Below are 26,154 nucleotides of genomic sequence, written 5' to 3' on the forward strand. Positions count from 1 at the left end.
GCTTCGGCGACCGGATGGGAAACGGGACGGGGGGGACGGGTCATGTTCGTAGGCATGGATTTCGGGACGACCAACAGTGCCGTCGGCGTGGTCGAGGACGCCGGCCCGGCCCGGATCGTGCCGATGACCTCGGCGCGCGGCCAGGAGAGCGCGACGCTGCGCTCGATGCTGGCCTTCGATCAGGCGGTCAAGGACGACCAGCGCCGGCCGCTGGCCCGCATCGGCCAGGACGCCATCGACGCCTATCTCGACGGGGACGGCGAAACCCGGCTGTTGCAATCGTTCAAAAGCTATCTGACCAGCCGCACCTTCACCAACGCCTCGATCTTCAACACCTCCTTCGCCCTGGAAGACCTAATCGCCCTGGTGGTCCGCCGCTTGAGCGCGACCGCCATGGCCGGGCGGGACGCGCCCCCCCTCCGCGTCGTCGCCGGACGGCCGGTGCGTTTCGTCGCCGAGGATGGCCGGGGCGAGGACGCCTTCGCCCTTGGCCGGCTTGCCGACGCCTTCGCCCGCGCCGGCCTTGGCGAGGTCAGCTTTGAATACGAGCCGATCGCCGCCGCCTATTACTACGAGCGCCAGTTGACCCGCGATGAAACCGTGCTGGTGGCCGATTTCGGCGGTGGCACCAGCGATTTCTGTCTGGTGCGGCTGGGGCCGGGGCGGGCCAAGCTCAACCGCCCGGAAAGCGCCATCCTCGGCACCGCCGGCGTCGGCAATGCCGGCGACGCCCTGGATCGCCGCATCGTCGAGCAGGCCATCGCGCCGTTCTTCGGCCGGGGCGGCAGCTATCGCAGCGACGCCAAGATCCTGCCGATCCCGTCGTGGATCTATGGCCGTTTCGCCCGCTGGCACCACATCGGTTTCTTGGGCACGCCCTCGACGCTGCGCATGCTGCGCGAGATCGAGCGCACCGCCGATCACCCTGAAACCATCGACCGGCTGGTCACGCTGATCGAGCATAACCTGGGCTATCACCTATATCGGGCGGTCGAGGCGGTGAAGATCGCGCTTTCGGGCGCCGAGGAGACCCGCTTCGTCTTCCGCCATCCGCCCCTGCTGCTGGAACAAACGATCACCCGGCGGGCCTTCGAGGGCTGGATCGCCCCCGAACTGGCCGAGATCGCCGCTTGCGTCGATGGCCTGCTGGCGACCACCGCCACCCCGGCCGGCGCCGTCGACCGGGTGTTCATGACCGGGGGCACCTCGCTGGTGCCGGCGGTGCGGGCGATCTTCGCCGAGCGTTTTGGCGCCGCGAAGTTGATCACCGGTGGCGAATTCGTTTCGGTCGCCACCGGGCTCGCCTATCGCGCCCAGGCCCTGGGCGCCCCCTAGGATCGGGATCGGGCGTTTTTTGCGCAATTTCGCGTGACAGCGGCGGGAAGCCATGCGATCCCCCCGCCCGGGGAAACGTCGTCATCGGCCCGAAGGCAAGGGGACCCCGGGCATTGTGGAGCCAAAGTTCCGATCATGTTGACCGAAATCACCGCCGAAGCCTTTGGGGTCGAGGTGGATATCGTCTATGCCACCGATCGCAATTTCACCGGCAAGCCGGTTTATGCGCGGGGCGCTTGTTACCTCAATCCCGAAGCCGCCGATCTGTTGGCGCGCGCCGTTGATCTGGCCGACCGCCTGGGCTATCGCCTGCGCATCCTTGACGCCTTCCGCCCGGCCGAGGCGCAATGGGTGCTGTGGCGCAGCGTGCCCGACGCCACCTTCATCGCCGATCCCAATCGCGGATCGCCCCATAGCATGGGGGCCGCCGTCGATCTGACCCTAGTCGACAAGGCGAGCGGCGCCGTGCTCGACATGGGAACCGGCTTTGATGACATGCGGCCGCTGTCGTTCCACGGCGAGACCGGGATTTCCCTTGAAGCCCAGCGCAACCGCATCGTTCTGCTGGGCCTGATGACGGCGGCGGGCTGGGATTACTACCGCAATGAATGGTGGCACTATCAGCTTTTCAACGCCCGCGCCCGCTATCCGGTGCTCAGCGACAACGCCGCCGGAACCCGGATGATGGGCGACGGGGGCGGCCGGTGAGCCTGTCGGCCGCCAAGCCCGACGGCGGGCCGCCGACGGTTCTGGCCATCGACACCGCCCTGGCCGCCTGTTCGGTGGCGGTGGTGGCGGCGGACCGCCCGGCGGTGTCGCGCCACCAGCCGATGGCGCGTGGTCAGGCCGAGGTTTTGATGCCGATGATCGCCGAGGTGATGGCGGCGGCCGGTCTGGGCTATGGCGATCTGGATCTGATCGCCGTGACCAGCGGTCCGGGGTCGTTCACCGGCCTGCGGGTCGGGCTGGCGACGGCGCGCGGACTGGCCCTGGCCTGCGGTCGTCCGGCGGCGGGGATCGCTGTGCCGATGGTTCTGGCCGATGCCGCCCTCGCCCAGGCGCCCGACCGTCCGGCCCTGGTGCTGCTCGACAACCGGCGGGGCGAGGTTCATGGCCAAAGCTTTCACGGGCGCGATGACCGGGGCTTGCCGCTGGCCGCCGGCCCGCTGCTGACCCTTGATCTCGACGCGGCGCGGGCCTTGCTTGGCGAAGGGCCGACGACCCTGGCCGGCGATGGCGCCGCCCTGCTGGGCTGCGCGGTCGCCCCCGGGTTGATCTTCGCCGATCCGCTGCGGCTGGCCGATCTGGCGGCGCGCGGCCTGGGCGAGCGTCCGCCACGGCCGCTTTACCTGCGCCCCCCCGATGCCATCGCCCCGCGCGATGGCGGCCGGCTGCGGCCATGAGCGCCGATCGCCCGCCGCCGGGCGTGATCGCCCGTGCCACGCCGCCCGCCATGATCGCCCTGGCGCCGGTTCATGGGGGAGTGCTGGCTACTCTCCATGCGGCGGCCTTCACCCCGCGCGACGAGCGGCCGTGGACGGCGGAGGAATTCGTCGCTCTGCTGGGCCTGCCCGGGGTGTTTGGCTTTCTGGCGGTCGATCACGACGCCCCCCAGGGCTTCGTCATCCTGCGCGCCGTGGCCGATGAGGCCGAGGTGCTGACCCTGGCCGTTCCGCCACCCCATGCCGGGTGCGGCGTGGGACGGCGGCTGATGGGCGCCGCCCTGGCCGTCGTCGAGGCCCGGGGGGGGATCCGGGTCCATCTCGAGGTCGCCGAAGACAACCCCAGCGCGCGGGCGCTTTATGCACGCTTGGGTTTTACGCCAAAGGGGCGTCGGCGCGGGTATTATCGGCGCGGCGGGCGCCTGGTCGATGCCATAGTCCTTGGTCTGGAAGTGCAAGGGGCGTAAAAGGCCGAAAACACCTCGGTTTTTCAGGCCTTTTGTATGACCAATCGATGAACACCGAATTCCCCTTCTCCGCTTTCGCGTTCGAGGGATAATACGTGATGACCCAGCGCGCGAGCCGATCGCGGCACGTTCTTTAGCGGTTCTGTCCCCTTCAGGCGTACCGCCACCAGATCGCCGGAATGAGCGCGCTCGATAAGCAGTTTCGTCCTGACGAAGGTCATTGGACAGACTTCGCCCGTAATGTCGATTTCATGGGTTTTTGGCGCGGCGGGACGGTCCATTGCACTCTCTCTTGGAATAACCTGTTTGATGCTTTCTTTTTCGGATCGTTTTGTGTACGATCTCACCTGCCCCAAAATAAAGAAAGGCTGGTCAATGTCGTCCTCTCTGACCGAGAAAGAACTTGTCGAGCTGACGTCCACCATCGTTGCGGCTCATGTCGCGAACAATTCCGTTCCCGTGTCCGAGCTGCCCGACCTGATCGCCAACGTCTACAAGTCGCTGACCGATCTTGGGAACAAGCCCGTCGAGGTTGAGGAAAAGCCCCAGCCCGCGGTGCCTGTCAAGAAGTCGGTCACCCCTGATTACATCATTTGTCTGGAAGATGGAAAGAAGCTCAAGATGCTGAAGCGCCATCTCAAGACCGCTTACGACATGACCCCCGAGGACTATCGCGAAAAATGGGGTTTGGCCGCTGATTACCCCATGGTCGCGCCGAATTACGCCGATCATCGCAGCTCTTTGGCCAAGAAAATCGGCCTTGGAACCCGCTCTCGCCGGTCGAATGCCGCCGAATAACGGGTCTTAATTCACCTATCGTTTCCGCAAGGCGTCGTGGTGCCATGCCGCGACGCCTTTTCAACACGACCGGCCCAAACTAGTATGAGGCCCGTTGCCGGAAGCGAGGAATGGGTCGTCCATGATGTCGAGCATAGAAAAGCGGTGCCTGGAACAGGGCATGAAGATGACCGAGCAGCGTCGGGTCATAGCCCGGGTGTTGTCGGACGCCGAGGATCACCCGGACGTGGAGGAGGTTTACCGCCGCGCCACCGGAATTGACCCGCGTATTTCGATCGCCACCGTCTATCGCACGGTGCGGTTGTTCGAAGAGGCCGGTATCCTGGAGCGGCATGATTTCCGCGATGGCCGGGCGCGCTATGAAGAGGTTTCCGAGGATCATCACGATCACCTGATCAATTTGACCACCGGGGACGTGATCGAATTCCATAGTGACCAGATCGAGGTCATTCAGCAGGAAATCGCCCGCAAGCTGGGATATCGCTTGATCGGGCACCGTCTGGAACTGTATGGCGTTCCGCTGGACGATAAAAAGAAAAGCTAAGGGCGGAAGCGTCGTCCGCGCGCCGGTCGGGGCCGCGCGCGGCATATCGTTGGGGTGCTGTATGGGCGTTCTGGGTGATCTTCGGGCCGGCGGACTTGAACTGACGCTGGCCGAATCTGACGACTACGTGCAGGCGGCCCTGTCGCTTCGCTACAAGGTCTTCTACGAGGAAATGGGCGCCAAGCCCACTCCCGAAATGGCCGAACGGCGGCAGGATTTCGACGCCTACGACGCGATCGCCGACCACCTGCTGGTGCTCGACCACGAGCGCGGCGCGGGGCCGGAAAGCGTGGTCGGCTGCTACCGGCTGGTCCGCGACGACCACCTTGAACCGGGCGGCGTTTTTTACACCGCCAGCGAATACGACATCAGCCCGATCATCAACCTTGAAGGCAAGGTGATGGAACTCGGCCGCTCCTGCGTCGACGAGAGCTATCGCAACCGCTCGACCATGCAGTTGCTGTGGCGGGGCATCGCCGCCTATATCTTCCGCCACGACGTCGCCTTGATGTTCGGCTGCGCCAGTCTGCATGGCACCGATCCCTCGGCGATGGCGACCGAGTTGTCCTATCTGTACCACCATCATCTGGCGCCGGTCGATCTGCGGCCCCGCGCCCTGCCCGATCGCTATACCAGCATGGATCTGCTGCCCCCCGATCAACTCGACGCCCGGCTGGCGATGAACGCCCTGCCGCCGCTGGTCAAAGGCTATCTGCGCCTGGGCGGGTTCTTCGGCGATGGCGCGGTGGTCGACGAGCAGTTCAACACCACCGATATCTGCGTGATGGTGAAGACCGATCTGATCTCCGAGAAGTACCACAAGCATTACGACCGCACCGCCCGCGATCTCGGGCCGGCATGACGGGCGGCTCGTCCCTGTTCTCGCCGGTCGCCGGCGCCTTTCGTCTCGCCCTGTTTCTCGGCTGGACGCTGGTGGCCATGATCCCTTATTCCCTGATCACCCTGATTGGCTGGCGGGTGCGCGAGTCCGGGATGATCTACTGGAAGGGCGTCGCCGGGGTCTGCCGGATAACCGTGCGGTCGCGGGGATCGCTGGTTGGCGACCGGCCCTTGCTGGTGGTCGCCAACCACAGCTCCTATCTGGATATCGTCGTGCTGGGAACGCTGATTCCCGGGGTTTTCGTCGCCAAGGCCGAAGTGGGGGGCTGGCCGATTTTTGGTTGGATGGCCAAGCTCGCCCGCACCATCTTCATCGACCGCAAGCGCTCGGCCACCGGCGAGGCGCGGGCGGAGATCCTCAAGCGGCTGGCCGGCGGCGAGCCGCTGATCTTGTTCCCCGAAGGCACCTCGAACGACGGCAACCGGGTCTATCCCTTCAAGAGCGCGCTGTTTTCCGTCGCCCAGGAAACCGTGACCCTGACCGGCGAGGCGGCCCCCCGCCCGGTGGTCGTGCAGCCGGTTTCGCTGGCCTATACCCGGGTCAATGGCATGCCGATGGGCCGGGGATGGCGCCAGATCTATGCCTGGTATGGCGATATGGATCTGTTCGAGCATCTCTTCGCCCTGCTCGGCTTCGGCGCTCTGACCGCCGAGGTGATCTTTCACGATTCCTTGACCCTGGCCGAGGCCGGGTCGCGCAAGGCGCTGTCGGACCGGTGCCACAAGGTGGTGGCCGACGGCCTACGGGTGTCGTTGCGCGGCGGCTTTGATGATCCCCCGGTCGCGCCGCCGCCGCCCGGGCCGCCGGAATCGCTCGCGGCGACCAGCCCCGAAAGCCCGGTTTCCCCGCCGGTGGTCGAGGACGGCGCGGATGGCGCGGTCGCGGTCAAAACGGTCGCGCCGCCGGCGGGCCCTTGACTCGCGGTCCGGCGATGGTAGCTTGATTTTTTAGACTTCCACGGATGGCCCTCGGGCCGGAAAGCCTTGGCGAACAGAAAACTCTTCATAAAGTCTTACGGCTGTCAGATGAATGTTTATGATGCCGGCCGCATGGCCGATGTCATGGCGCCGCTGGGCTATGATCTCGTTTCGGAGGCCGATGGCGCCGATCTGGTGATCCTCAATACCTGCCATATCCGCGAAAAAGCCGCCGAGAAGGTGTTTTCCGATCTTGGCCGCCTGCGTCCCTTCAAGGAGGCGATGGCCGCCGAAGGCCGGCGCATGCTGGTCGCCGTCGCCGGATGCGTCGCCCAGGCCGAAGGCGCTGAATTGATGGCGCGGGCCAAGATCGTCGATATGGTCGTCGGGCCCCAGGCCTATCACCGCCTGCCCGAAATGGTCGCCAAGGTCGAACGCGGCGCTGGCCGGGTGCTCGATACCGATTTCCCGATCGAGCCGAAGTTCGATTTCCTGCCCGCGCCCCAGGCCCATGGCCCCTCGGCCTTCCTGTCGGTGCAAGAGGGCTGCGACAAGTTCTGCACCTTCTGCGTCGTGCCCTATACGCGCGGCGCCGAATATTCCCGCCCGGTGGCCGATGTCCTGCGCGAAGCCGCCTTGCTGGCCGAAGGCGGGGTGCGCGAAATCACCCTGCTTGGCCAGAACGTCAACGCCTATCACGGCGAAGCCCCCGATGGCCGGACCTGGGGGCTGGGCCGGCTGGCCCGCGCCCTGGCCGAGATTCCCGGCGTCGCCCGTTTGCGCTACACCACCAGCCATCCCCGCGATGTCGATGACGATCTGATCGCCGCCCACCGCGAGGTCGCGGCCTTGACGCCGTTTATCCACCTGCCCGTTCAGTCCGGTTCGGACCGTATTCTGGCGGCGATGAACCGCGGCCATGATGTTGAGGGCTATCGGCGGATCATCGACCGGCTGCGCGCCGCCCGCGATGACATGGCCTTCTCCTCGGATTTCATCGTCGGCTTCCCCGGCGAGAGCGAGCGGGATTTCCAGGCCACCCTCGCCCTGATCGACGAGGTGCGCTTCATTCAGGCTTATTCGTTCAAATATAGCCCGCGACCGGGAACCCCGGCCGCCGCCCTGTCCGCGCAACTGCCCGAGGCCGAGAAATCGGCGCGGCTGATCGCCTTGCAGGCCCGGCTGGTCGAGATCCAGCAGGCGTTCAATCAGGCTTGCGTCGGCCGGCCGATGGACGTTCTCCTCGATCGTCCCGGCCGCCATGCCGGTCAGCTGGTCGGCCGCAGCCCGTGGATGCAGCCCGTGCATCTCGAGGCGCCGGCGGCGCTGCTTGGCACCCTTGCCCCCGTGGTCGTCGAGACGGCCACGTCCAACAGTCTGGCGGCGCGCCTTGTGGAAGGGAACTCATCCATGTCCTCCGATCGGGTTCTTGCAGAGGAAGCGCCGCCGCCCGCGCGCATCCGGGCGTGAGCGACGAAGAAACCCGCAGCACCCGGTCCTATGACGATAACGGGGCCCTGCAGATCCTGATCGGCGCCGCCGGCGACAATCTCGATCGTCTTGAACAGGTGCTCGACGTCGGCATCGCCATGCGCGGCAATCGCCTGACCGTCAACGGCCCGGCCGATCGCGTTCGCACCGCCTGGCAGGCCCTGGATAGCCTTTACACCCGGGCTTTGGGCGGCGAGGGCATCGAACGCGGCGATATCGACGCCGCGGTGCGCATGGCCGGCGAGGAAACCGTGCCGGTGGTGGCGATCAAAACCCGCAAGCGCGAGATCAAGGCGCGCTCGCCGATGCAGGCCCGCTATCTGGAAACCATGCTCAGCCACGAACTGGTTTTCGGCCTGGGCCCGGCGGGCACCGGCAAGACCTATCTGGCGGTGGCGATGGCCGTGTCGATGTTCCTTCAGCGTCGGGTCGAGCGGCTGATCTTGTCGCGCCCGGCGGTCGAGGCCGGCGAGCGCATCGGTTTCCTGCCCGGCGACATGCGCGACAAGGTCGACCCCTATCTGCGGCCGATGTATGACGCGCTTTATGACATGCTGCCCGGCGATGAGGTGGTCCGCCGCCTGGACTCGGGCGAGATCGAGGTCGCGCCGCTGGCCTTCATGCGCGGCCGCACCCTGGCCAACGCCTTCGTCATTCTGGACGAGGCCCAGAACACCACGCCCACCCAGATGAAGATGTTCCTGACCCGTCTGGGTGAGAATTCGCGTATGGTGATTACCGGCGATACCAGTCAGGTCGATTTGCCGCTGGGCGCCAAATCGGGACTGAAGGACGCGATCGAAGTCCTCGATGGTGATCCGGCCATTGGCAAGGTCACCTTTACCCACAAGGATGTCGTGCGCCACGACTTGGTCACCCGCATCGTGCGGGCCTATGACCGCCGCGACGGAACCCTGGAAACATCCACCCGCCATGCCCGCTGACCCCGCTTTACCCGATCCCGTCCCCCCCGGCCCGACAGCGCCGGTTCCCACCGACTATCCGGTCCGCCTTGCCGTCGACGGCGCGGAAGGACCCTGGGAGGCCCTGGTTCCCGGGGTCGCCGCCCTGGTCGAACAGGCCGTTCTCGCCGCCGTGGCCGCCGGCGATCCCTCGGGCTACGGCCTGACCCCCGGAACGCCGCTGGAAATCAGCCTGCTGCTGACCGATGACGCCGCCGTCCAGGCGCTCAATCGCGACTATCGCGGCCAGGACAAGCCGACCAACGTGCTGTCCTTCGCCGCCCTCGACGCCGAGGAGCCGCTGCCCGAGGATGGCGAGCCGGTTTTGCTGGGCGATGTGGCGCTGGCCCGCGAAACCGTGGTGCGCGAGGCGGCCGATCTTGGCATCGCCCCGGCCGACCACGTGTTTCATCTGGTTGTCCACGGCGTCTTGCATCTTTTGGGATATGATCACGAGGAAGAAGAGGAGGCCCTGGATATGGAAGGCCTGGAGACGGCCATCCTCGGCGCGCGGGGGATCGCCGATCCCTATGCCGATGCCCGTGGACCCGAGCAGGAAGGATCCGACCGATGAACGGTCATTCCGCCTCCGGCGACAGCCCCTCCCGTAGTCGCGATGGCGACTCGGGCGATAAATCGGACTCCGCCAGTCGCGGCGGTCTGGCGAGTTTCCTGCGCGGGGTGTTCCGCCCGCGCAACGGCGATGGCGGATTGCGCGATTCTCTTGATGAACTGATCGAGGACCGCGAGGACTCCGACCTGTCGATGACCGATCAGGAACGCGCGTTGCTGACCAATATCCTGCGGCTGCGCGATATGACCGTCGAAGACATCATGGTGCCGCGCGCCGATGTGGTCGCCGTCGAGGTTTCCACCCCGGTCGATGTGGCGATCGAGCGCATCGCCGCTTGCGGTCATTCCCGGCTGCCGGTCTATCGCGACACCCTCGACAACACCCTGGGCATGGTTCACGTCAAGGATTTCCTCCGCCGCAAGTCGGGTGACGCCGGCTCGCTCGAGCGGGTGCTGCGCGAGATCCTGTTCGCCGCGCCCTCGGCCCGGGTCCTCGACCTGCTGCTCGAAATGCGGCTCAAGCGCATTCACATGGCCTTGATCGTCGATGAATACGGCGGCATCGACGGCTTGGTGACGATCGAGGATCTGGTCGAACAGATCGTCGGCGAGATCGAAGACGAATACGACAGCGTGACCGAGCCCGAGCTGACCGTGCACGAGGATGGCACGGTGGTGGTCGACGCCCGGCTCGACCTCGAGGATTTCGAGGAGCGCTGCGGCCGGTTGTTCACCGACGAGGAACGCGAGGAGATCGATACCCTGGGCGGGCTGGTCTTCCGGCTGGCCGGTCGGGTGCCGGCGCGCGGCGAATTGGTGCTGCGCGAGGGCGGACCCGAGTTCGAGGTGATCGATGCCGATCCCCGGCGGATCCGCCGGCTGCGCATTCGCGGCCTCAATCCGCTGCCCTCCCCCGACGCTCCGGCCGGCGGCCCCTCCGGGACCCCGGTTTAACGTGCGCGCCCGGCTTGCGCGCTGGCGCGCCCAGGTGCGCGGGCTGAGCGGCTGGCGCGGTCGCGGCGCGGCCGTGCTGCTTGGCCTGCTGGCCAGCGCCGCCCTGCCGCCGCTTTACGCCCTTCCCCTGCTGCTCATCGCCATCCCCGGACTGATCTGGCGGATGGATGCGACGACAAGCTGGAAGGGCGCCTTCGCCCTGGGCTGGTTCTTCGGCTTTGGCCATTTCCTGGGAATGATCCATTGGGTGGGGGCGGCGCTGCTGGTCGACGCCGTTCGCTTCGGCTGGATGGTGCCCTTCGCCGTTGGTGGTCTGGCCGCCCTGCTCGGCCTGTTTCCCGCCGTTGCCCTCGCCCTCGCCCGCCCCTTGTGGCGGCCGGGCTGGGGGCGGGTGCTGGTGATGGCCGGCGCCTGGGTGTTGGGCGAATGGATCCGCACCTGGGGCCTCAGCGGTTTTCCCTGGGCGCCGATCGGCATGGTGTGGATGCCGTTCGCCGCGATGGTCCAGGGCGCGGCCTGGGTCGGCGTGCTGGGGCTGTCGCTGTTGACCATGCTGGTCTTCGGCCTGCCCGCCCTGATCGCCGAGGGGGAGGACGACGACAAGCCGATGGCGCGCCGCCGCCTGCTGGCCGGCCTTGGCCTGCCGCTCGGGCTGGTGGGCGCCCTTTTCGCGGCGGGAACGGCCCGTCTGGCCGGTCAGGATGCCGCCCAGGCGCCCTTGCTGCGGGTGCGGCTGGTCCAGCCGGCGATTCCGCAAACCATGAAGTGGGATCGCGACCGCATGGCCGCCAACCTGCGGCTTTATATCGATATGAGCCGAGCGCCGGGGCTGGAGGATGTCGATGCCGTCATCTGGGGCGAAACGGCGGTGCCCTATGCCCTTGATCTGATCCCCGAGATCCGCGCCGCCCTGGCCGAGGCGGCGCCAAAGGCCGGGGCGCTGATCACCGGGGCGCCACGCCGCACCCCGGCCGACGAACCGCTACAAATCTGGAACAGCCTGTTCGTGCTTGATGACCAGGGGCGGGTGAGCGCCACCTACGACAAGGCCCATCTGGTGCCCTTTGGCGAATACGTGCCCTTTGCCGATATCCTGCCCTTGGCCAAGATCACCCCGGGCACCGTTGATTTTTCACCCGGGCCCGGTCTGCGCACGCTGCGCGCCGGGGCGCTTCCGGCCTTTTCACCGCTGATTTGCTACGAGGTGATCTTTCCCGGCGCCGTCGTCGCCAAGCCGGGCGGGGCGGAGGGAGAGCGGCCGCGCTGGCTGCTCAATCTGACCAATGACGGCTGGTATGGCCGCAGCACCGGCCCCTATCAGCATTTTCAGATCGCCCGCCTGCGCGCCGTCGAAGAGGGGCTGGCGTTGGTCCGGGTGGCCAATACGGGCATCTCGGGCGTCTTTTCGCCCTTTGGCCAAACGGTGGGGGCGATCGCTCTGGGCGAGGAGGGCATCCTGGATGTCGCCGTACCCCAGCCCTTGGCCGCGCCGCCGCTGTTCGCCCGCCTGGGGAACGGCCTGCCTTTGGCTTTGGCCGCCGGGCTTTGCGCGCTAGGATTGATATTCGGCCGGAGGCATTCGCGGTTCCAGAACTAAATTCGACGCTGGTGGTTGCATTGCTCTTCCGCTTGACCCTTATAAGGGCTGATGATACCGTCTTTTGGCGGTGTGGAAGGATGTAGTCCCGAGACCGGCCGGTGCTCCTGACCAAGGATGCCGATCGGAGCATCAACCCGCGCGATAGGGGCCCGATCATGAGCTCACTGGACCACGACGACCTCGACCGCTTCGCCCGCGATCGATCCTCTTCGACCACGCCCGGCCCTGGGCCCGTCGTGGTTTCTTCGTCCTTCCGGCCGTCCCTGGGTGGGGATGGGCCGGGATTTCCCACCGGCTCCGGCGAGGGGGCGGCCATCCGCCGGTCTTCGCGCGGACGCACGCCCTCGGGAAAACCCAATCCCGTCGATGTCCATGTCGGCGCCCGGGTGCGTCTGCGCCGGACCTTGCTTGGCCTCAGCCAGGAAAAACTGGGCGAGGCGATCGGTCTCACCTTCCAACAGGTGCAGAAATACGAACGCGGGGCCAATCGGATCGGCGCCAGCCGGCTGTGGGATCTCGGCCGGGTCCTGGATGTGCCGATGGCCTATTTCTTCGATGAAATGGATGACAGCACCCAACGGCACAGCCCGATGAACATCGCCCAACATCCGGGCGAACCGCCGGTTCAGGGCACCGATACCATGACCCGGCGCGAAACCCTGGAACTGGTGCGGGCCTATTACCGCATTGGCGATCCGGGGGTGCGTCGGCGCGTCTTCGAATTGACCAAGACCCTGGCCGGGATCGGCGAGGGGGCCGCGGCGGCCGAGGATGTGGCGGTGCAATAGTCCAGTCCGTCGCCGACTGATCGGGGGCTCGGGGTGCCTCTCCCCTTGCCTTCCCAGGGCCGACATGCCAAAAAACCCCCTTCAATCGTTGGGAGAAGGACGCCGTCCGCGCCCTTCTCCCAATCCGATCCGGGGTTGGAGGAAACAGTGGCCCAGTCCGAATACCTTTTCACCAGCGAGTCCGTGTCCGAAGGGCATCCCGACAAGGTTTGCGACCGGATTTCGGACGCGATCGTCGATGCTTTTCTTGCCGAGGATCCCCATTCCCGGGTCGCCCTGGAAACCATGGCGACGACCAATTTCGTGGTGCTGGCCGGCGAGGTCCGCGGGCCCGACAGCCTGACTCACGACCGGCTGAAGGAGATCGCCCGCGAGGCGATCAAGGATATCGGCTATGAGCAGCGCGGCTTCCATTGGAAGGACGCCGAGATCGTCTCCCACGTCCATTCCCAGTCCGCCGATATCGCCGTCGGCGTTGACGCCGCCGGCAATAAGGACGAGGGCGCGGGCGATCAGGGCATCATGTTCGGCTATGCCTGCACCGAAACCGAAGAGCTGATGCCGGCGCCGATCGCCCTCTCCCACGCGATCCTCAAGTCGCTGGCCGAGTTCCGCCACGGCGGCGACACCAGCTTCGGCCCGGATTCCAAAAGCCAGGTCACCCTGCGCTATGTCGATGGCAAGCCGGTGGGCGCCGCCAGCGTCGTCGTCTCGACCCAGCACGCCGGTAATCTTAGCCAGGACGAGGTCCGCGAACTGGTGCGGCCGCATGTGCTGAAGGTTCTGCCCGAAGGCTGGATGTGTCCCGAAGAGGAATTCTACGTCAATCCGACCGGCCGCTTCGTCATCGGCGGACCGGACGGCGATTGCGGACTGACCGGGCGCAAGATCATCGTCGACACCTATGGCGGCGCGGCTCCCCATGGCGGCGGCGCCTTCTCGGGCAAGGACCCGACCAAAGTCGACCGTTCGGCCGCCTATGCCGCGCGCTATCTGGCCAAGAACGTCGTCGCCGCCGGGCTGGCCGAGAAATGCGTGATCCAGGTGTCCTATGCCATCGGCGTGTCCAAGCCGCTGTCGGTCTATGTCAACACCCAGGGCACCGGTCAGGTCGACGAGCAGCGTCTGGCCGTCGTTCTTCAGCAGTTGATGGATCTGAGCCCGCGCGGCATCCGCCAGCATCTGCAGCTGTCGCGTCCGATCTACGCCCGCACCGCCGCCTATGGCCATTTCGGGCGCAAGCCTGAAAAGGATGGCGGCTTCTCGTGGGAGCGCACCGATCTGGTCGCCGGTTTGAAGACCGCCTTCGGTGCCTGAAAAACCGACAGAGGACGCGCGCTTTTACGGCCGACGCAAGGGCAAGCCGCTTCGCGCCACTCGTCAGCGTCTTCTCGACACCATGCTGCCCGCCCTCACCTTGCCCCTCGCCGGGCTGGGCGAGGGCGAGCGACTCGACCCGCGTGGACTGTTTCCGCGACCGGTCGATCAGCTGTGGCTTGAAATCGGCTTTGGCGGGGGCGAGCATCTGGTCGCCCAGGCCGCCGCCCATCCCGAGGTCGGCCTGATCGGCTCGGAGGTCTTCGCCTATGGAGTCGGCAAGGCGCTCAGCCAGATCGACGAAACGGGGGTCGATAATATCCGGCTGTGGCCCGAGGACGTGCGTCAGGTCTTGCCCGCCCTGCCCGACGGCTGCCTTCAGCGGCTGTTCGTGCTGTTTCCCGATCCCTGGCCCAAGCGCCGCCATGCCCGGCGGCGGATGATCCAGCCCGCCCGCCTTGACGATTTCGCCCGGCTGCTGGCCGATGGCGGCGAGTTGCGGGTGGCCAGCGATGACATGGGCTATGTCCGCTGGACCCTGATGCATGTCACCGCCCATCCGGCCTTCCGCTGGACCGCCCAGGGGCCGACCGACTGGCGCGAGCGGCCGGCCGATTGGGTGGAGACCCGCTATGAGGCCAAGGCGCTGCAGGCCGGCCGCAAACCGGCCTATCTGATCTTTCGCCGCCGTCCCCGCGCGGCGGACCCCGGGACCCTCGCCGAAGCCCCGGCCGGGGAAGGCGCCGATAACAATCCTTGAGATTGGTCGAAACTGGCCTTATAAAGACCGTGACATCTTCTTGACATGGCCTTGTGGGGCTGGCGGGGGGTGGGCCGTCGGCCCACCTTTTTTGTTTTCGCCTCCCTTGCTCCAATCGGCCGTGACTTTTTACGGCGGAACGGAGACGACGCGCGCATGATGGGCCATCTGGAAAAGCTGCTTGCCCCGACCCTTGACGCCATGGGCTACGAGGTGGTGCGAGTGACTTTGCTGGGCAGTCAGAACCCCACCTTGCAGGTCATGGCCGAACGGCTTGATGGTGTGGCGATGACCGTATCGGATTGCGAGACGATCAGCCGGGCCCTTGGCGCCCTGCTTGATGTCGAGGATCCGATCGCCGGCCGGTACAGTCTGGAGATCAGTTCGCCCGGAATCGACCGGCCGCTGACCCGGCCCAAGGATTACGCGCGCTTCGCCGGCCACGAGGCCCGCATCGAGACCGATCGTCTGATCGAAGGGCATCGGCGGATGAAGGGACTTTTGCTGGGGATCGACGAGGATCGCACGGTTCGCCTGCGCCTCATCGAAGGCAAGGCGGCCGAGGATGGCACCCTGCCCGAGGTGGAGATCCCCTTTGGCGCCATCGTCAAGGCCAAGTTGCTGCTGACGGACGCTCTGATCGCCAAGGCTCTCAAGGACGCCGAAGCTTTGGCCGATGAGGGAGAGGCCGCCGGTGGCGCGGTCGAGGGCGGCGTAGCCTGACCAACGGCCCGCCCGCCGACCGAACAATCAGGTCGAACAACCAGGATAGCGAAACGATGGAACGAACCGTTGGCATGAGCCGGCCCGAACTAGTCCAGGTGGCCGATACCGTGGCCCGCGACAAGAGCATCGAGCGCGAGGAAGTGTTCGCCGCCATGGAGCAGGCCATTCAGAAGGCCGGTCGCTCCAAATACGGCCATGAACACGATATCCGGGCGCGCATCGATCGCAAGACCGGCGAAATCCGTCTGGCCCGTTACATCGAAGTGGTCGAGGAGGTGGAGAACGAATTCACCCAGATCACCCTGGCCGGCGCCAAGCGCAAGAAAGCCGATATCGAACTGGGTGAATTCCTGGTCGATCCCCTGCCCCCCATCGACTTCGGGCGGATCGCCGCCCAGACCGCCAAGCAGGTGATCGTTCAGAAGGTCCGCGACGCCGAGCGCGAGCGCCAGTTCGCCGAATACAAGGATCGCCTGGGCGAGATCATCAATGGTCTGGTCAAGCGCGTCGAATTCGGCAATGTCATCGTCGACATGGGCCGGGCCGAAGCGCTGCTGCGCCGGGACGAGGTCATCCCGCGCGAGCACTTCAAGAACGGCGACCGCATCCGCGCCTATATCATGGACGTTCGCCAGGAACCCCGCGGCCCGCAGATCTTCCTGTCGCGGACCCACGAGCAGTTCATGGCCAAGCTGTTCGCCCAGGAAGTGCCCGAAATCTACGACGGCATCATCGAGATCAAATCGGTGGCGCGCGATCCCGGATCGCGCGCCAAGATCGCCGTGCTGTCCAACGACCACGCCATCGATCCGGTCGGCGCCTGCGTCGGCATGCGCGGCAGCCGCGTTCAGGCGGTGGTCGCCGAGCTTCAGGGCGAGAAGATCGACATCATTCAATGGGCGACCGATCCGGCGACCTTCGTCGTCAACGCCCTGGCCCCGGCCGAGGTCGCCAAGGTCGTGCTTGACGAGGAAGCCAACCGCATCGAAGTGGTGGTGCCCGACGAGCAATTGTCGCTGGCCATCGGCCGGCGCGGGCAGAACGTCCGTCTGGCCTCGAAGCTGACCGGCTGGGATATCGATATCCTGACCGAGGCCGAGGAAAGCGAACGCCGCCAGGACGAATTCCGCATCCGCACCCAGGCCTTCATCGAAGCCCTGGACGTTGACGACGTCATCGCCCACCTTCTGGTGACCGAAGGCTTCACCACCGTCGAGGACGTGGCCTTCGTGGCCATTGCCGAGTTGAGCGAGATCGAAGGCTTCGACGAGGACGTGGCCTCCGAGCTGCAGAACCGCGCCCAGGTCTTCCTGGCCGAACGCGAGCGTTTGAACGAAGAGCGCCGCAAGGAACTGGGCGTCGTCGACGAGATGGCCGAAATCGAGGGGCTGACCGCCGCCATGCTGGTCGCCCTGGGCGAAAAGGGCGTGAAAACCCTCGACGATCTCGGCGATCTGGCCAGCGACGAATTGATCGAGATCGTTGGCGGCCTGAATGAGGACGACGCCAACGCCGTGATCATGGCGGCGCGCGCCCATTGGTTCGGCGAAGCCGGCGACTCGGCCGACGACGCGACGGCGAAGACCCCGGAGCAGGATGCCTGATCCGATGGACGATCCCGCCCTGGACGACGACTCCGCCGACGACACGGCGCCGCCCGCCTCCGGGAAGCGTGTGCCCGCCGACGATCGCGAGCCCGAAGGGCCGAATCGACGGTGTATTCTGAGCCGGGCGGTTCGCCGACGCGAAGCGATGTTGCGCTTCATCGTCGCTCCGGACGGGCTTGTCGTGCCTGATCTCGACGCGCGCCTGCCCGGCAGGGGTTTATGGTTGAGCCCGGGGCGCGATGTGGTAGAAACGGCGGCGGCCAAGGGCGTCTTCGCCCGGGCCGCCAAGCGGGCCGTCGTTTTGCCGCCCGATTTGGCCGAACGGGTCGATCGCCTGCTCGAAGAGCGCTGCGTCGATCTGGTCGGTCTGGCCCGCAAGGCTGGGCAGGCGGTCGCCGGTTTCGAGAAGGTGAAGTCCTGGGTTCATACGGGACGGGCCGGAATGGTGCTCGAGGCGTGGGACGGCAGCGAAGGCGGCCGGGCCAAGCTGGGCGCCGAGACCTGGGGTATGCCGGTTTTCAGGGCCATGGATCGTTTGGCTCTGGGCCGCGCTTTCGCCAGGGAGCAAGCGGTACATGCGGCTTTGGAGCCCGGCGGTCTCGCCCGGCGTCTGGAAGCCGATCTCATTCGTCTGGCCCGCCTGCGGGGTCGCCTTGACGGGCAGACCGACGCGGCGGGGACGGACACCAAGGACGCGGACCGCAAATCAGGCGGTCCCCGGTCCGGCCACTCGGGCCCGCGCGAGCGGAACCGACGGGACCGGAAGACCAAACCGCTGTGAGGGGGGCGCGACTTGGGGTGACCCGGGAAGCGCGCCACGGACGGCCGAGGATAAAGGGACAGGCGATGCGAAGCCGCGGCGAGATGCCCCGGTTTTGGTCGCGAAGGTCCGGTGTGTAGAGACCGCGGGGTTGTCCCCGTGGTAGCGGAAACGGACCGGCCGGTCCGGATGAATGGGAGCAAGGCGTAGCCGAATGACGAACGACAAGGACCGTAAAGCCCCCCTGTCGCTGTCGCCGAAAGGGAAGCTGGAGCTGAAGAAGAGTGCCGAGACCGGTCAGGTCCGGCAGAGCTTCTCCCATGGACGCTCCAAGGTGGTGCAGGTCGAGGTGCGCAAAAGCAAGAAGCGCCCGGCTACCTCCGGCGACCCGGCGGCGGTGCAGAATGCCATCCGTGGCGCCGCCGTGTTCGATACCGGACTGACTTCCGAGGAGATGCAGGGGCGCCGCCGCGCCGTTGAGGAAGCGGTGGTGCGTGCGGCCGAGGAAGCCGAACGCAAGAGGCTTGAGGAAATCGAGCGCCGCCGCCGCGAGGAGGAGGAAGCCCGCCTCAAGGTCGAGGAAGAGGCACGCCGCAAGGCCGAGGAAGAGGCGGCCCGTGCCGCCCGCGCCGCGGCCGGTGACGCTGCCGAAACTCCGGCCGAGGACGTGGCGCCCGCCGCCCCCCAGGTCGCGGCCGCCCCTCAGGCTCCGGCTCCGGCGCCGACCCGCTCGGGTCCGCGCCCCGGACCCGATGCTTCGGCCCGTCCGGCCGCCGAGGCCCCCCGTTCGCCGACCGAGGCTCCGCGCCCCGGACCGCGCCGGGTGGTCGAGGACGAGGACGACGACGCGCCCAAGAAGGTGGCCAGCCGTGGCGCCGTGCCGCCGAAGCCGGCGCCGGCCAAGCGGGTCGAGCCCAAGCGTCGCGGTAAACTGACCGTCACCGCCGCCCTTGAAGGCGACGAGCGTTCGGAACGCGGCCGCTCGGTCGCCGCCCTGCGCCGCGCCAAGCAAAAGGAAAAGCGCAAGGCCGAGATGATGTCTCCGGCCGAGCGGGTGGTGCGCGAGGTCATCATCCCGGACGTGATCAACGTCCAGGAACTGGCCAACCGTATGGCCGAGCGTGGCGCCAACGTCATCAAGACCCTGATGAAAATGGGTGTGATGGCGACGATCAATCAGACCATCGACGCCGATACCGCCGAGCTGGTGGTGGCCGAATTCGGCCATGCCTCGCGCCGGGTCTCGGATTCCGATGTCGAGCTTGGTCTGGGCGACGCCCTGCCCGATGGCACCGAGGTCCTGACCTCGCGGCCGCCGGTGGTGACCGTCATGGGTCACGTCGACCATGGCAAGACCTCGCTGCTTGACGCCATGCGCAAGACCGATGTGGCCGGTGGCGAAGCCGGTGGCATCACCCAGCATATCGGCGCCTATCAGGTCGTGACCAAATCGGGTCAGAAGATCACCTTCATCGACACCCCGGGCCATGCGGCGTTCACCGCCATGCGAGCCCGTGGCGCCCGGGTCACCGATATCGTCGTGCTGGTGGTTGCCGCCAACGACGGCATCATGCCCCAGACGATCGAGGCGATCCGCCATGCCCGCGCCGCCGAAGTGCCGGTGGTGGTGGCCATCAACAAGATGGATCTGCCCGACGCCAATCCGGAAAAGGTCCGTACCGACCTGCTCCAGCATGAACTGGTGGTCGAGCAGCTGGGCGGCGACGTGCTGAACGTCGAGGTGTCGGCCAAGCGGCGTCTCAATCTCGACAAGCTGGAGGAGGCCATCCTTCTGCAGTCCGAGATTCTGGACCTCAAGGCCAATGCCGACCGCGCCTGCCAGGGCGTGGTGATCGAAGCCAAGGTCGAAAAGGGCCGGGGCTCGGTGGCCACCATCCTGGTTCAGAAGGGCACGTTGAAGGTGGGCGACATCTTCGTTGCCGGCGCCGAATGGGGTCGCGTTCGCGCCCTGGTCGACGACCATGGCAACCGGGTGATCGCGGCGACGCCGGCCATGCCGGTCGAGGTTCTGGGCTTCCAGGGAACGCCGGCGGCGGGCGATGATTTCATCGTCGTCGAAGACGAGAACCGGGCGCGCGAAATCTCGGAATATCGCCAGCGCAAGGACCGCGACGCCCAACAGGTGCGTACCGCCCGCGGGACGATGGAGCAGATGTTCGAGCGTATCCAGGCCGGCGAGGCCCGGGAACTGCCGGTGGTCATCAAGGCCGACGTGCAGGGATCGGTGGAAGCCCTGGTCGGCACCCTGGAGAAGCTTGGCAACGACGACGTCAAGATCCGCGTGCTGCACGCGGCGGTCGGCGCCATCAACGAATCCGACGTGACCCTGGCCAAGGCTTCGGACGGGCTGATCATCGGGTTCAATGTCCGCGCCAATCCGCAGGCCCGTGAAATGGCCCGGCGCGACGGCATCGACATCCGTTACCACTCGATCATCTACGCGGTGGCCGACGAGGTGAAGGCGCTGTTGTCGGGCATGTTGGAGCCGACCTTCAAGGAAAGCTTCATCGGCTATGCGGCGATCCGCGAAGTCTTCAACATCACCAAGGTCGGCAAGGTCGCCGGCTGCATGGTGACCGAAGGCATCGTCAAGCGCGGCGCCAAGGTCCGTCTGCTGCGCGACAACGTCGTGATCCACGAAGGCAGCCTCAGCCAGCTCAAGCGTTTCAAGGACGATGTCCGCGAAGTGCGCGAAGGCTACGAATGCGGCATGTCCTTCGAGACCTACAACGATATCCAGGTCGGCGACGTTATCGAGTGCTTCGAGATGGAAGAGGTGGCCGCCGTCCTTTAAGGGCGGCGACCCTCCCCTTCTCTTTCTTCCCCTTGCGGGGTGGAACAGGTCCGCCGGCCGGAAGCGGGGCATCGCCCTGGCCTTCCGCGCCGGCGGAACAGTTTTAACAAGAGGTCCAGTCTCCGGACCATTCGACGTCCCCATCACGCATCAGGGGTCCCCCGGCTTCCAGGGGCAGAGAGGGCCGATCGGCTCCCGCCTTGGTGTTGAGGGGAGGTCCATTAGAGGAAACTGAGGTCTGACCATGACCAGGACGAGCGACAAAGCCCCCACCCAGCGCCAGCTTCGCGTTGGCGAGGAAATCCGCCATGCCCTGGCCGAGGTGTTCGAGCGCGGCACTGTGCGCGACCCGGCCGTGGCCGGCGTCGCCCTGACCGTGACCGAGGTCCGGATCAGCCCGGATCTGCGCAACGCCACGGTGTTTCTGGTGCGTCTGGGCGGTGGTCCGCTCGACGAGGTGCTGACCGGCCTGCGCAAGGCGCGGGCCTTCCTGCGCCGGGAAGTGGCGATCCGCATCCACACCAAATTCGTTCCCGATCTGCGCTTCGAATCCGATCCGTCGTTCGATTACGCCGAATACATCAACGGCCTGCTCCACCGCCCCGAAGTCGCCCGCGACCTGGGCGTCCCGCCGTCGGGCGAGGATGACGGGGATGACGAGGCGGACGATGAAGACGACGACGGCGGCGAAGAGGGCCCCGGCGCGGCCGCCCCGCCGCCGGCGGACGAGGGACGATGAGCCGGCGCCGGCGCGGTCAGGCGATCCACGGCTGGCTTGCCATCGACAAGCCCGTCGGCATCACCAGCACCGATGTGGTCAACCGGCTGCGGCGGACGATGGACGCGGCCAAGGTCGGCCATGGCGGCACCCTTGATCCGTTGGCCAGCGGCGTTCTGCCCATCGCCTTTGGCGAGGCGACCAAGACCGTGTCCTATGTGATGGACGGCACCAAGGTCTATCACATGGTCGTCGGCTGGGGTGAAGCCCGCGATACCGACGATCGCGAAGGCAAGGTCATCGACACCAGCGATGTCCGTCCCGATGCCCAGGCGATCACCGCCATGCTGGCGCGCTTCACCGGCGAGATCGAACAGGTGCCGCCGATCTATTCGGCCGTCAAGGTCGAGGGGCGGCGCTCCTATGATCTGGCGCGCGCCGATCAGGCCGTGGAATTGAAGTCGCGCAAGATCCTGATCAAGGATCTGACGCTTCTCGAGACCTCGACCCCGGATTTTGGCCATTTCCGCATCGTTTCGGGCAAGGGCGCCTATATGCGCTCGCTGGCCCGCGACCTGGCCTTGGCCCTGGGAACGGTCGGCCATGTCGTCGCCCTGCGTCGTCTCGCATGCGGTCCGTTCACCGCCGAAACGGCGATTTCTCTGGATATGGTAGACGCCCTCGGGCATGATGCGCCCCATTCTGAAAGCCTGCTTCCCATCGAGGCCGCGCTGGCCGACATCCCGGCCGTGCCTTTGACGGAAGCGGAGGCCCGTCGCCTGTCCCAAGGACAGCCCGTGTCCCTCTTGCATCTGGCAAGCCGGACCCCCCTGAACGGACTCGCCCAAGGCGAAACCGTTCAGGCGCTGCTCAATGGAAAACTGGTGGCTTTGGCAAAAATCGTAGAGGGCGAAATCCGCCCCTTGCGCGTCGTCAACCTCTAGGCCGATCCCCACGCGGGACGGCGCTGGAAACAAGGAGATCATACCGATGTCGATCACGCCCGAGCGCAAGCAGGAAATGATCAAGGATTACGCCACGAAGGAAGGCGATACCGGCTCTCCCGAGGTGCAGGTCGCCATTCTGACCGAGCGGATCACCAACCTCACCGAGCACTTCAAGATCCACAAGAAGGACAACCACTCCCGTCGTGGTCTCCTGATGATGGTCAGCCAGCGCCGCCGTCTGCTCGATTACCTCAAGGGCAAGAACGTGAAGCGCTACGAAGATTTGATCGGACGCCTCGGCATCCGTAAGTAAGTCGGGTCACCGGGCAGGACGTCAAGGCGTCGCTGCCCGGTTTTCCATTCAGGCCCGGCATCACGGTGATTGCGGAGCACGGATGGCAAACGGTCGGAACCGCCCGGACTGGCGGGGCGATCCGTTGGCGTTGCGGCACGAAGCGCACGCGACGATGCAGGCATCGAGGACCCAGGGGGTCTCCGGCCGCCGTGGCATACGGAAGGCTTTCCTTCCGAATCCCCCGGCGGCTGGCGCAATCCGGCGGCGATGGATACGAAAAAGGATGAAGAAACGCATGTCTCTGTTCAACGTGTTCCGCAAGGAAATCGAATGGGGCGGGCGCAAGCTGGTCCTCGAGACCGGGCGCATCGCCCGTCAGGCCGATGGCGCGGTGATGGCCAGCCTGGGCGACACCACGGTGCTGTGCACCGCCGTCGGCGCGAAGACGAAGTCGAAGTTCGATTTCTTTCCGCTGACCGTGAACTACCAGGAAAAGACGTTCGCCGCCGGTAAGATCCCGGGCGGTTTCTTCAAGCGCGAGGGTCGTCCGAGCGAGAAGGAAACCCTGGTTTCCCGCCTGATCGACCGGCCGATCCGGCCGCTGTTCGTTCATGGCTACAAGAACGAAACCCAGCTGGTTTGCACCGTTCTGTGCCACGACCTTGAAAACAACCCCGATATCGTCGCCATCGTCGGCGCCTCGGCGGCTTTGACCCTGTCGGGCCTGCCCTTCCTCGGCCCCATCGGCGCCGCCCGCGTCGGTCTGATCGACGGCGCCTTCGTGCTGAACCCGACCCGTGATCAGATGGCCGACTCGGTCCTCGATCTGGTGGTCGCGGGCACCCGCGAAGGCGTGCTGATGGTCGAATCCGAGGCCCACGAGCTGTCCGAGCAGCAGATGCTCGACGCGGTGATGTTCGGCCACGAGGGCTATCAGCCCGTCATCGACGCCATCATCGCCCTGGCCGAACAGTGCGCCCGCGAGCCCCGCGCCATCGAGCCGCCGGCCCCCGAGGCCGAGGCCGTGGCCGCCAAGGTTCGTGAAGTCGGCGAAGCCGGTCTGCGCGACGCCTATAAAGAAGCCGACAAGATGGTCCGCCACGACAAGGTGGATGCCGTCCGCGACGCCGTGACCGCCGCCTTCGCCGGCGACGACGCCGCCCTCGCCCTGGCCGGCGCCGCCTTCAAGGATCTGGAGAAGGACATCGTCCGCGGCTCCATCCTTGATACCGGCCTGCGCATCGACGGTCGCGACACCAAGACCGTGCGCCCGATCGAAATCTATCCGGGCATCCTGCCGCGCGCCCATGGTTCGGCGCTGTTCACCCGGGGCGAGACCCAGGCGCTGGTCACCACCACGCTCGGCACCGGCCAGGATGAGCAGATCATCGACGCCCTGGAAGGCGAATACCGCGAAAACTTCATGCTGCACTACAACTTCCCCCCCTATTCGGTGGGCGAGGCCGGGCGCATGGGGTCTCCGGGCCGTCGTGAAATCGGTCATGGCAAGCTGGCTTGGCGCGCCATCCATCCGATGATGCCGGCCAAGGACGCCTTCCCCTACACCGTCCGCGTCGTCTCCGAGATCACCGAGTCGAACGGTTCGTCGTCGATGGCCACCGTCTGCGGCACCTCGCTCGCCCTGATGGATGCCGGCGTGCCGCTCAAGAACGCCGTGGCCGGTATCGCCATGGGCCTGATCAAGGAAGACGAGCGCTTCGCCGTGCTCTCCGACATCCTGGGCGACGAGGATCACCTCGGCGACATGGACTTCAAGGTGGCCGGTACCGCCAATGGTATCACCAGCTTGCAGATGGACATCAAGATCACCTCGATCACCAAGGAGATCATGAATGTCGCGCTCAACCAGGCGAAGGACGGGCGCATCCATATCCTGGGCGAGATGACCAAGGCCCTGGGCAACGCCCGGTCGGACGTGTCCGATTTCGCGCCGCGCATCACCACCATCAAGGTGCCGCCGCAGAAGGTTCGCGAGGTCATCGGTTCGGGCGGCAAGGTCATCCGCGAGATCACCGAAGTCACCGGCACCAAGATCGATATCGAAGACGACGGCACGATCAAGATCGCCTCGGCCGATGCCGAAGCGACCCAGCGCGCCGTCGATTGGATCAAGGGCATCGTCGCCGAGCCCGAGATTGGCGTGGTCTACACCGGCAAGGTGGTCAAGATCATGGACTTCGGCGCCTTCGTGAACTTCCTCGGCACCCGCGACGGTCTCGTCCATATTTCCGAGCTGTCCCAGGACCGGGTCAAGAAGGTCGGCGATGTGGTCAATGTCGGCGATCAGGTGAAGGTGAAGTGCGTCGGCTTTGACGATCGCGGCAAGATCAAGCTGTCGATGAAGCAGGTCGATCAGGTCACCGGCGCCGATTTGTCGACGCAGGCCCCCGCGGAAGAGTAACAACCCGACCGACGCGCGGAGAAGGCGTGTCCGGCCTTAAGGGAAAGACCATGTCCGACCGCTCTCAGACCGATCGTCCCGGTCTTTCTGGGACTCCTTCTCCCGCCTCTGGTGGCATCGCCTACCCCCCTGTGCCCGACCGTCTGATCGGGCACAGGGGAGCCGCCGCTTCGGCGCCGGAAAACACCCTGGCCAGTTTCCAGGCCGCCGCGGCGGCCGGAGCGCGCTGGGTTGAATTCGACGTCAAGCTGACGGCCGAAGGCGTGCCGATCGTCCTTCATGACGACACGCTTGATCGTACGACCAACGGGCAGGGGCCGGTTGCCGCCCTCTGTCTGGCCGATCTCAAGGACCTCGACGCCGGAAGCTGGTTTTCAGCCGACTTCGCCGGAGAACGGGTGCCGACCCTGGCGGAAACCCTCGACACCCTTGCGGTGCTCGGGCTGGGAGCCAATATCGAACTCAAGCCCTGCCCCGGACGGACCGCCGAAACGGCGCGGGCCGCCCTGGCCGTCGCCCAAAGGCGCTGGCCCCAGGCCGCGCCGCCCTTGGTGATTTCCAGTTTCGATCTGGACGCCTTGGCCGAAGCGGCGGCGATCGCCGCCCAGGGGGTGATGACGCCCTGGCCGCGCGCCCTGCTGGCCGATGCCGCCGATGGCTGGACCGCCGCCCTGTTGATCGAACGCGCCCGCGCTCTTGGCTGCGTCGGCGTTCATTTGGACGATGCGCTCGCCTCGGCCGAAACGCTGGAAACCCTGCGGGCGGCGGGCCTGCGCCGCGCCGTCTGGACGGTGAATGACCGGTCGCGCGCCCTGGCCTTGTGGGAACAAGGTGCGGATGCCATTATTACCGACCGACCGGCAAGTTTGCTGGATAAAGGGGACAAAAAGGCAGGGGACGATCCCGTGGGACCGACGGGCCGGTGATGCCGGCGCGGTGCGGAGTGCGGAGATTTTGCCGTTTTGATTTCCATGACGGATCCATGGACAAGAAAAGCAGACGGGAAGGGCAGCGT

Annotated in this window: 26 protein-coding genes; 25 read left to right on the forward strand and 1 reads right to left on the reverse strand. The window is 66.2% G+C overall.

Annotated features, from left to right (window positions below; translation table 11 throughout):
• Positions 1-42: 42 nt before the first annotated feature.
• The 4 genes from RRU_RS19400 to RRU_RS19415 all read left to right on the forward strand — a co-directional run bounded on the left by RRU_RS19400 (position 43) and on the right by RRU_RS19415 (position 3,244).
• Entirely contained in the window at positions 43-1,335 is a 1,293-nt protein-coding gene (locus RRU_RS19400; RefSeq protein ID WP_011391508.1) for an Hsp70 family protein, read from the forward strand.
• Between the two features lie 135 nt (positions 1,336-1,470).
• Positions 1,471-2,043, forward strand: coding sequence for a D-alanyl-D-alanine dipeptidase (gene ddpX / locus RRU_RS19405; RefSeq protein ID WP_011391509.1), 573 nt, complete (start codon positions 1,471-1,473; stop codon positions 2,041-2,043).
• Positions 2,040-2,738, forward strand: a complete 699-nt coding sequence (tsaB, locus tag RRU_RS19410; protein WP_011391510.1) for a tRNA (adenosine(37)-N6)-threonylcarbamoyltransferase complex dimerization subunit type 1 TsaB — start codon at positions 2,040-2,042, stop codon at positions 2,736-2,738. The genes ddpX and tsaB overlap by 4 nt, the downstream gene beginning before the upstream one ends.
• Complete coding sequence (locus tag RRU_RS19415; protein ID WP_011391511.1) at positions 2,735-3,244, forward strand: GNAT family N-acetyltransferase; 510 nt, start codon at positions 2,735-2,737, stop codon at positions 3,242-3,244. The genes tsaB and RRU_RS19415 overlap by 4 nt, the downstream gene beginning before the upstream one ends.
• A gap of 23 nt (positions 3,245-3,267) precedes the next feature.
• On the opposite strand, the gene RRU_RS19420 is transcribed toward RRU_RS19415, so the two are convergent.
• Complete coding sequence (locus tag RRU_RS19420; RefSeq protein ID WP_011391512.1) at positions 3,268-3,525, reverse strand: sulfurtransferase TusA family protein; 258 nt, start codon at positions 3,523-3,525, stop codon at positions 3,268-3,270.
• 94 nt (positions 3,526-3,619) lie between these two features.
• On the opposite strand from RRU_RS19420, the gene RRU_RS19425 reads away from it, so the two are divergent.
• From RRU_RS19425 to RRU_RS19525, 21 genes are all read left to right on the forward strand, one after another.
• Complete coding sequence (locus tag RRU_RS19425; protein WP_011391513.1) at positions 3,620-4,042, forward strand: MucR family transcriptional regulator; 423 nt, start codon at positions 3,620-3,622, stop codon at positions 4,040-4,042.
• Between the two features lie 121 nt (positions 4,043-4,163).
• A complete protein-coding gene (locus RRU_RS19430) occupies positions 4,164-4,586 on the forward strand; it encodes a Fur family transcriptional regulator (RefSeq protein ID WP_011391514.1) in 423 nt (140 codons plus the stop codon).
• A 61-nt stretch (positions 4,587-4,647) separates the two neighbouring features.
• Positions 4,648-5,448 (forward strand): GNAT family N-acetyltransferase, encoded by an 801-nt coding sequence (locus RRU_RS19435; RefSeq protein WP_011391515.1) that lies wholly within the window; start codon positions 4,648-4,650, stop codon positions 5,446-5,448.
• Positions 5,445-6,404 carry a lysophospholipid acyltransferase family protein gene (locus RRU_RS19440; protein WP_011391516.1) on the forward strand — a complete coding sequence of 320 codons (960 nt, stop codon included), beginning with the start codon at positions 5,445-5,447 and terminating at the stop codon, positions 6,402-6,404. Before RRU_RS19435 ends, RRU_RS19440 begins: the two co-directional genes overlap by 4 nt.
• Before the next feature lie 66 nt (positions 6,405-6,470).
• The gene (gene miaB / locus RRU_RS19445; RefSeq protein WP_011391517.1) at positions 6,471-7,874 is read left to right on the forward strand and encodes a tRNA (N6-isopentenyl adenosine(37)-C2)-methylthiotransferase MiaB; all 1,404 of its coding nucleotides are present in this window, start codon (positions 6,471-6,473) and stop codon (positions 7,872-7,874) included.
• A complete protein-coding gene (locus RRU_RS19450) occupies positions 7,871-8,839 on the forward strand; it encodes a PhoH family protein (protein WP_011391518.1) in 969 nt (322 codons plus the stop codon). Before miaB ends, RRU_RS19450 begins: the two co-directional genes overlap by 4 nt.
• On the forward strand, positions 8,829-9,431 hold the full coding sequence (gene ybeY / locus RRU_RS19455) for an rRNA maturation RNase YbeY (RefSeq protein WP_011391519.1): 603 nt from the start codon (positions 8,829-8,831) through the stop codon (positions 9,429-9,431). Before RRU_RS19450 ends, ybeY begins: the two co-directional genes overlap by 11 nt.
• Positions 9,428-10,384 (forward strand): hemolysin family protein, encoded by a 957-nt coding sequence (locus tag RRU_RS19460; protein WP_011391520.1) that lies wholly within the window; start codon positions 9,428-9,430, stop codon positions 10,382-10,384. The genes ybeY and RRU_RS19460 overlap by 4 nt, the downstream gene beginning before the upstream one ends.
• A gap of 1 nt (position 10,385) precedes the next feature.
• The gene (gene lnt, locus RRU_RS19465) at positions 10,386-11,981 is read left to right on the forward strand and encodes an apolipoprotein N-acyltransferase (RefSeq protein ID WP_011391521.1); all 1,596 of its coding nucleotides are present in this window, start codon (positions 10,386-10,388) and stop codon (positions 11,979-11,981) included.
• Positions 11,982-12,298: 317 nt separating this feature from the next.
• Complete coding sequence (locus RRU_RS19470) at positions 12,299-12,772, forward strand: helix-turn-helix domain-containing protein (RefSeq protein ID WP_042440526.1); 474 nt, start codon at positions 12,299-12,301, stop codon at positions 12,770-12,772.
• Between the two features lie 147 nt (positions 12,773-12,919).
• On the forward strand, positions 12,920-14,089 hold the full coding sequence (gene metK / locus RRU_RS19475; RefSeq protein ID WP_011391523.1) for a methionine adenosyltransferase: 1,170 nt from the start codon (positions 12,920-12,922) through the stop codon (positions 14,087-14,089).
• Positions 14,082-14,849: a tRNA (guanosine(46)-N7)-methyltransferase TrmB gene (gene trmB / locus RRU_RS19480; protein ID WP_011391524.1), complete on the forward strand. Its 768-nt coding sequence runs from the start codon at positions 14,082-14,084 to the stop codon at positions 14,847-14,849. The genes metK and trmB overlap by 8 nt, the downstream gene beginning before the upstream one ends.
• Before the next feature lie 45 nt (positions 14,850-14,894).
• The gene (gene rimP, locus RRU_RS19485) at positions 14,895-15,572 is read left to right on the forward strand and encodes a ribosome maturation factor RimP (protein ID WP_011391525.1); all 678 of its coding nucleotides are present in this window, start codon (positions 14,895-14,897) and stop codon (positions 15,570-15,572) included.
• 56 nt (positions 15,573-15,628) lie between these two features.
• Positions 15,629-17,179: a transcription termination factor NusA gene (gene nusA, locus RRU_RS19490; RefSeq protein WP_011391526.1), complete on the forward strand. Its 1,551-nt coding sequence runs from the start codon at positions 15,629-15,631 to the stop codon at positions 17,177-17,179.
• Between the two features lie 4 nt (positions 17,180-17,183).
• The gene (locus RRU_RS19495; RefSeq protein ID WP_014626660.1) at positions 17,184-17,963 is read left to right on the forward strand and encodes an RNA-binding protein; all 780 of its coding nucleotides are present in this window, start codon (positions 17,184-17,186) and stop codon (positions 17,961-17,963) included.
• Between the two features lie 193 nt (positions 17,964-18,156).
• On the forward strand, positions 18,157-20,757 hold the full coding sequence (infB, locus tag RRU_RS19500; protein WP_014626661.1) for a translation initiation factor IF-2: 2,601 nt from the start codon (positions 18,157-18,159) through the stop codon (positions 20,755-20,757).
• 244 nt (positions 20,758-21,001) lie between these two features.
• Positions 21,002-21,496, forward strand: a complete 495-nt coding sequence (gene rbfA / locus RRU_RS19505; protein WP_011391529.1) for a 30S ribosome-binding factor RbfA — start codon at positions 21,002-21,004, stop codon at positions 21,494-21,496.
• Positions 21,493-22,419, forward strand: coding sequence for a tRNA pseudouridine(55) synthase TruB (gene truB / locus RRU_RS19510; RefSeq protein WP_011391530.1), 927 nt, complete (start codon positions 21,493-21,495; stop codon positions 22,417-22,419). The genes rbfA and truB overlap by 4 nt, the downstream gene beginning before the upstream one ends.
• A gap of 46 nt (positions 22,420-22,465) precedes the next feature.
• Positions 22,466-22,735: a 30S ribosomal protein S15 gene (gene rpsO, locus RRU_RS19515; protein WP_011391531.1), complete on the forward strand. Its 270-nt coding sequence runs from the start codon at positions 22,466-22,468 to the stop codon at positions 22,733-22,735.
• 277 nt (positions 22,736-23,012) lie between these two features.
• Positions 23,013-25,139, forward strand: a complete 2,127-nt coding sequence (gene pnp, locus RRU_RS19520) for a polyribonucleotide nucleotidyltransferase (RefSeq protein ID WP_011391532.1) — start codon at positions 23,013-23,015, stop codon at positions 25,137-25,139.
• A 50-nt stretch (positions 25,140-25,189) separates the two neighbouring features.
• Positions 25,190-26,065, forward strand: a complete 876-nt coding sequence (locus RRU_RS19525; RefSeq protein WP_011391533.1) for a glycerophosphodiester phosphodiesterase family protein — start codon at positions 25,190-25,192, stop codon at positions 26,063-26,065.
• The last annotated feature ends 89 nt before the right edge of the window (positions 26,066-26,154 follow it).

Source organism: Rhodospirillum rubrum ATCC 11170 (genome assembly GCF_000013085.1).
Lineage (GTDB): Bacteria > Pseudomonadota > Alphaproteobacteria > Rhodospirillales > Rhodospirillaceae > Rhodospirillum > Rhodospirillum rubrum.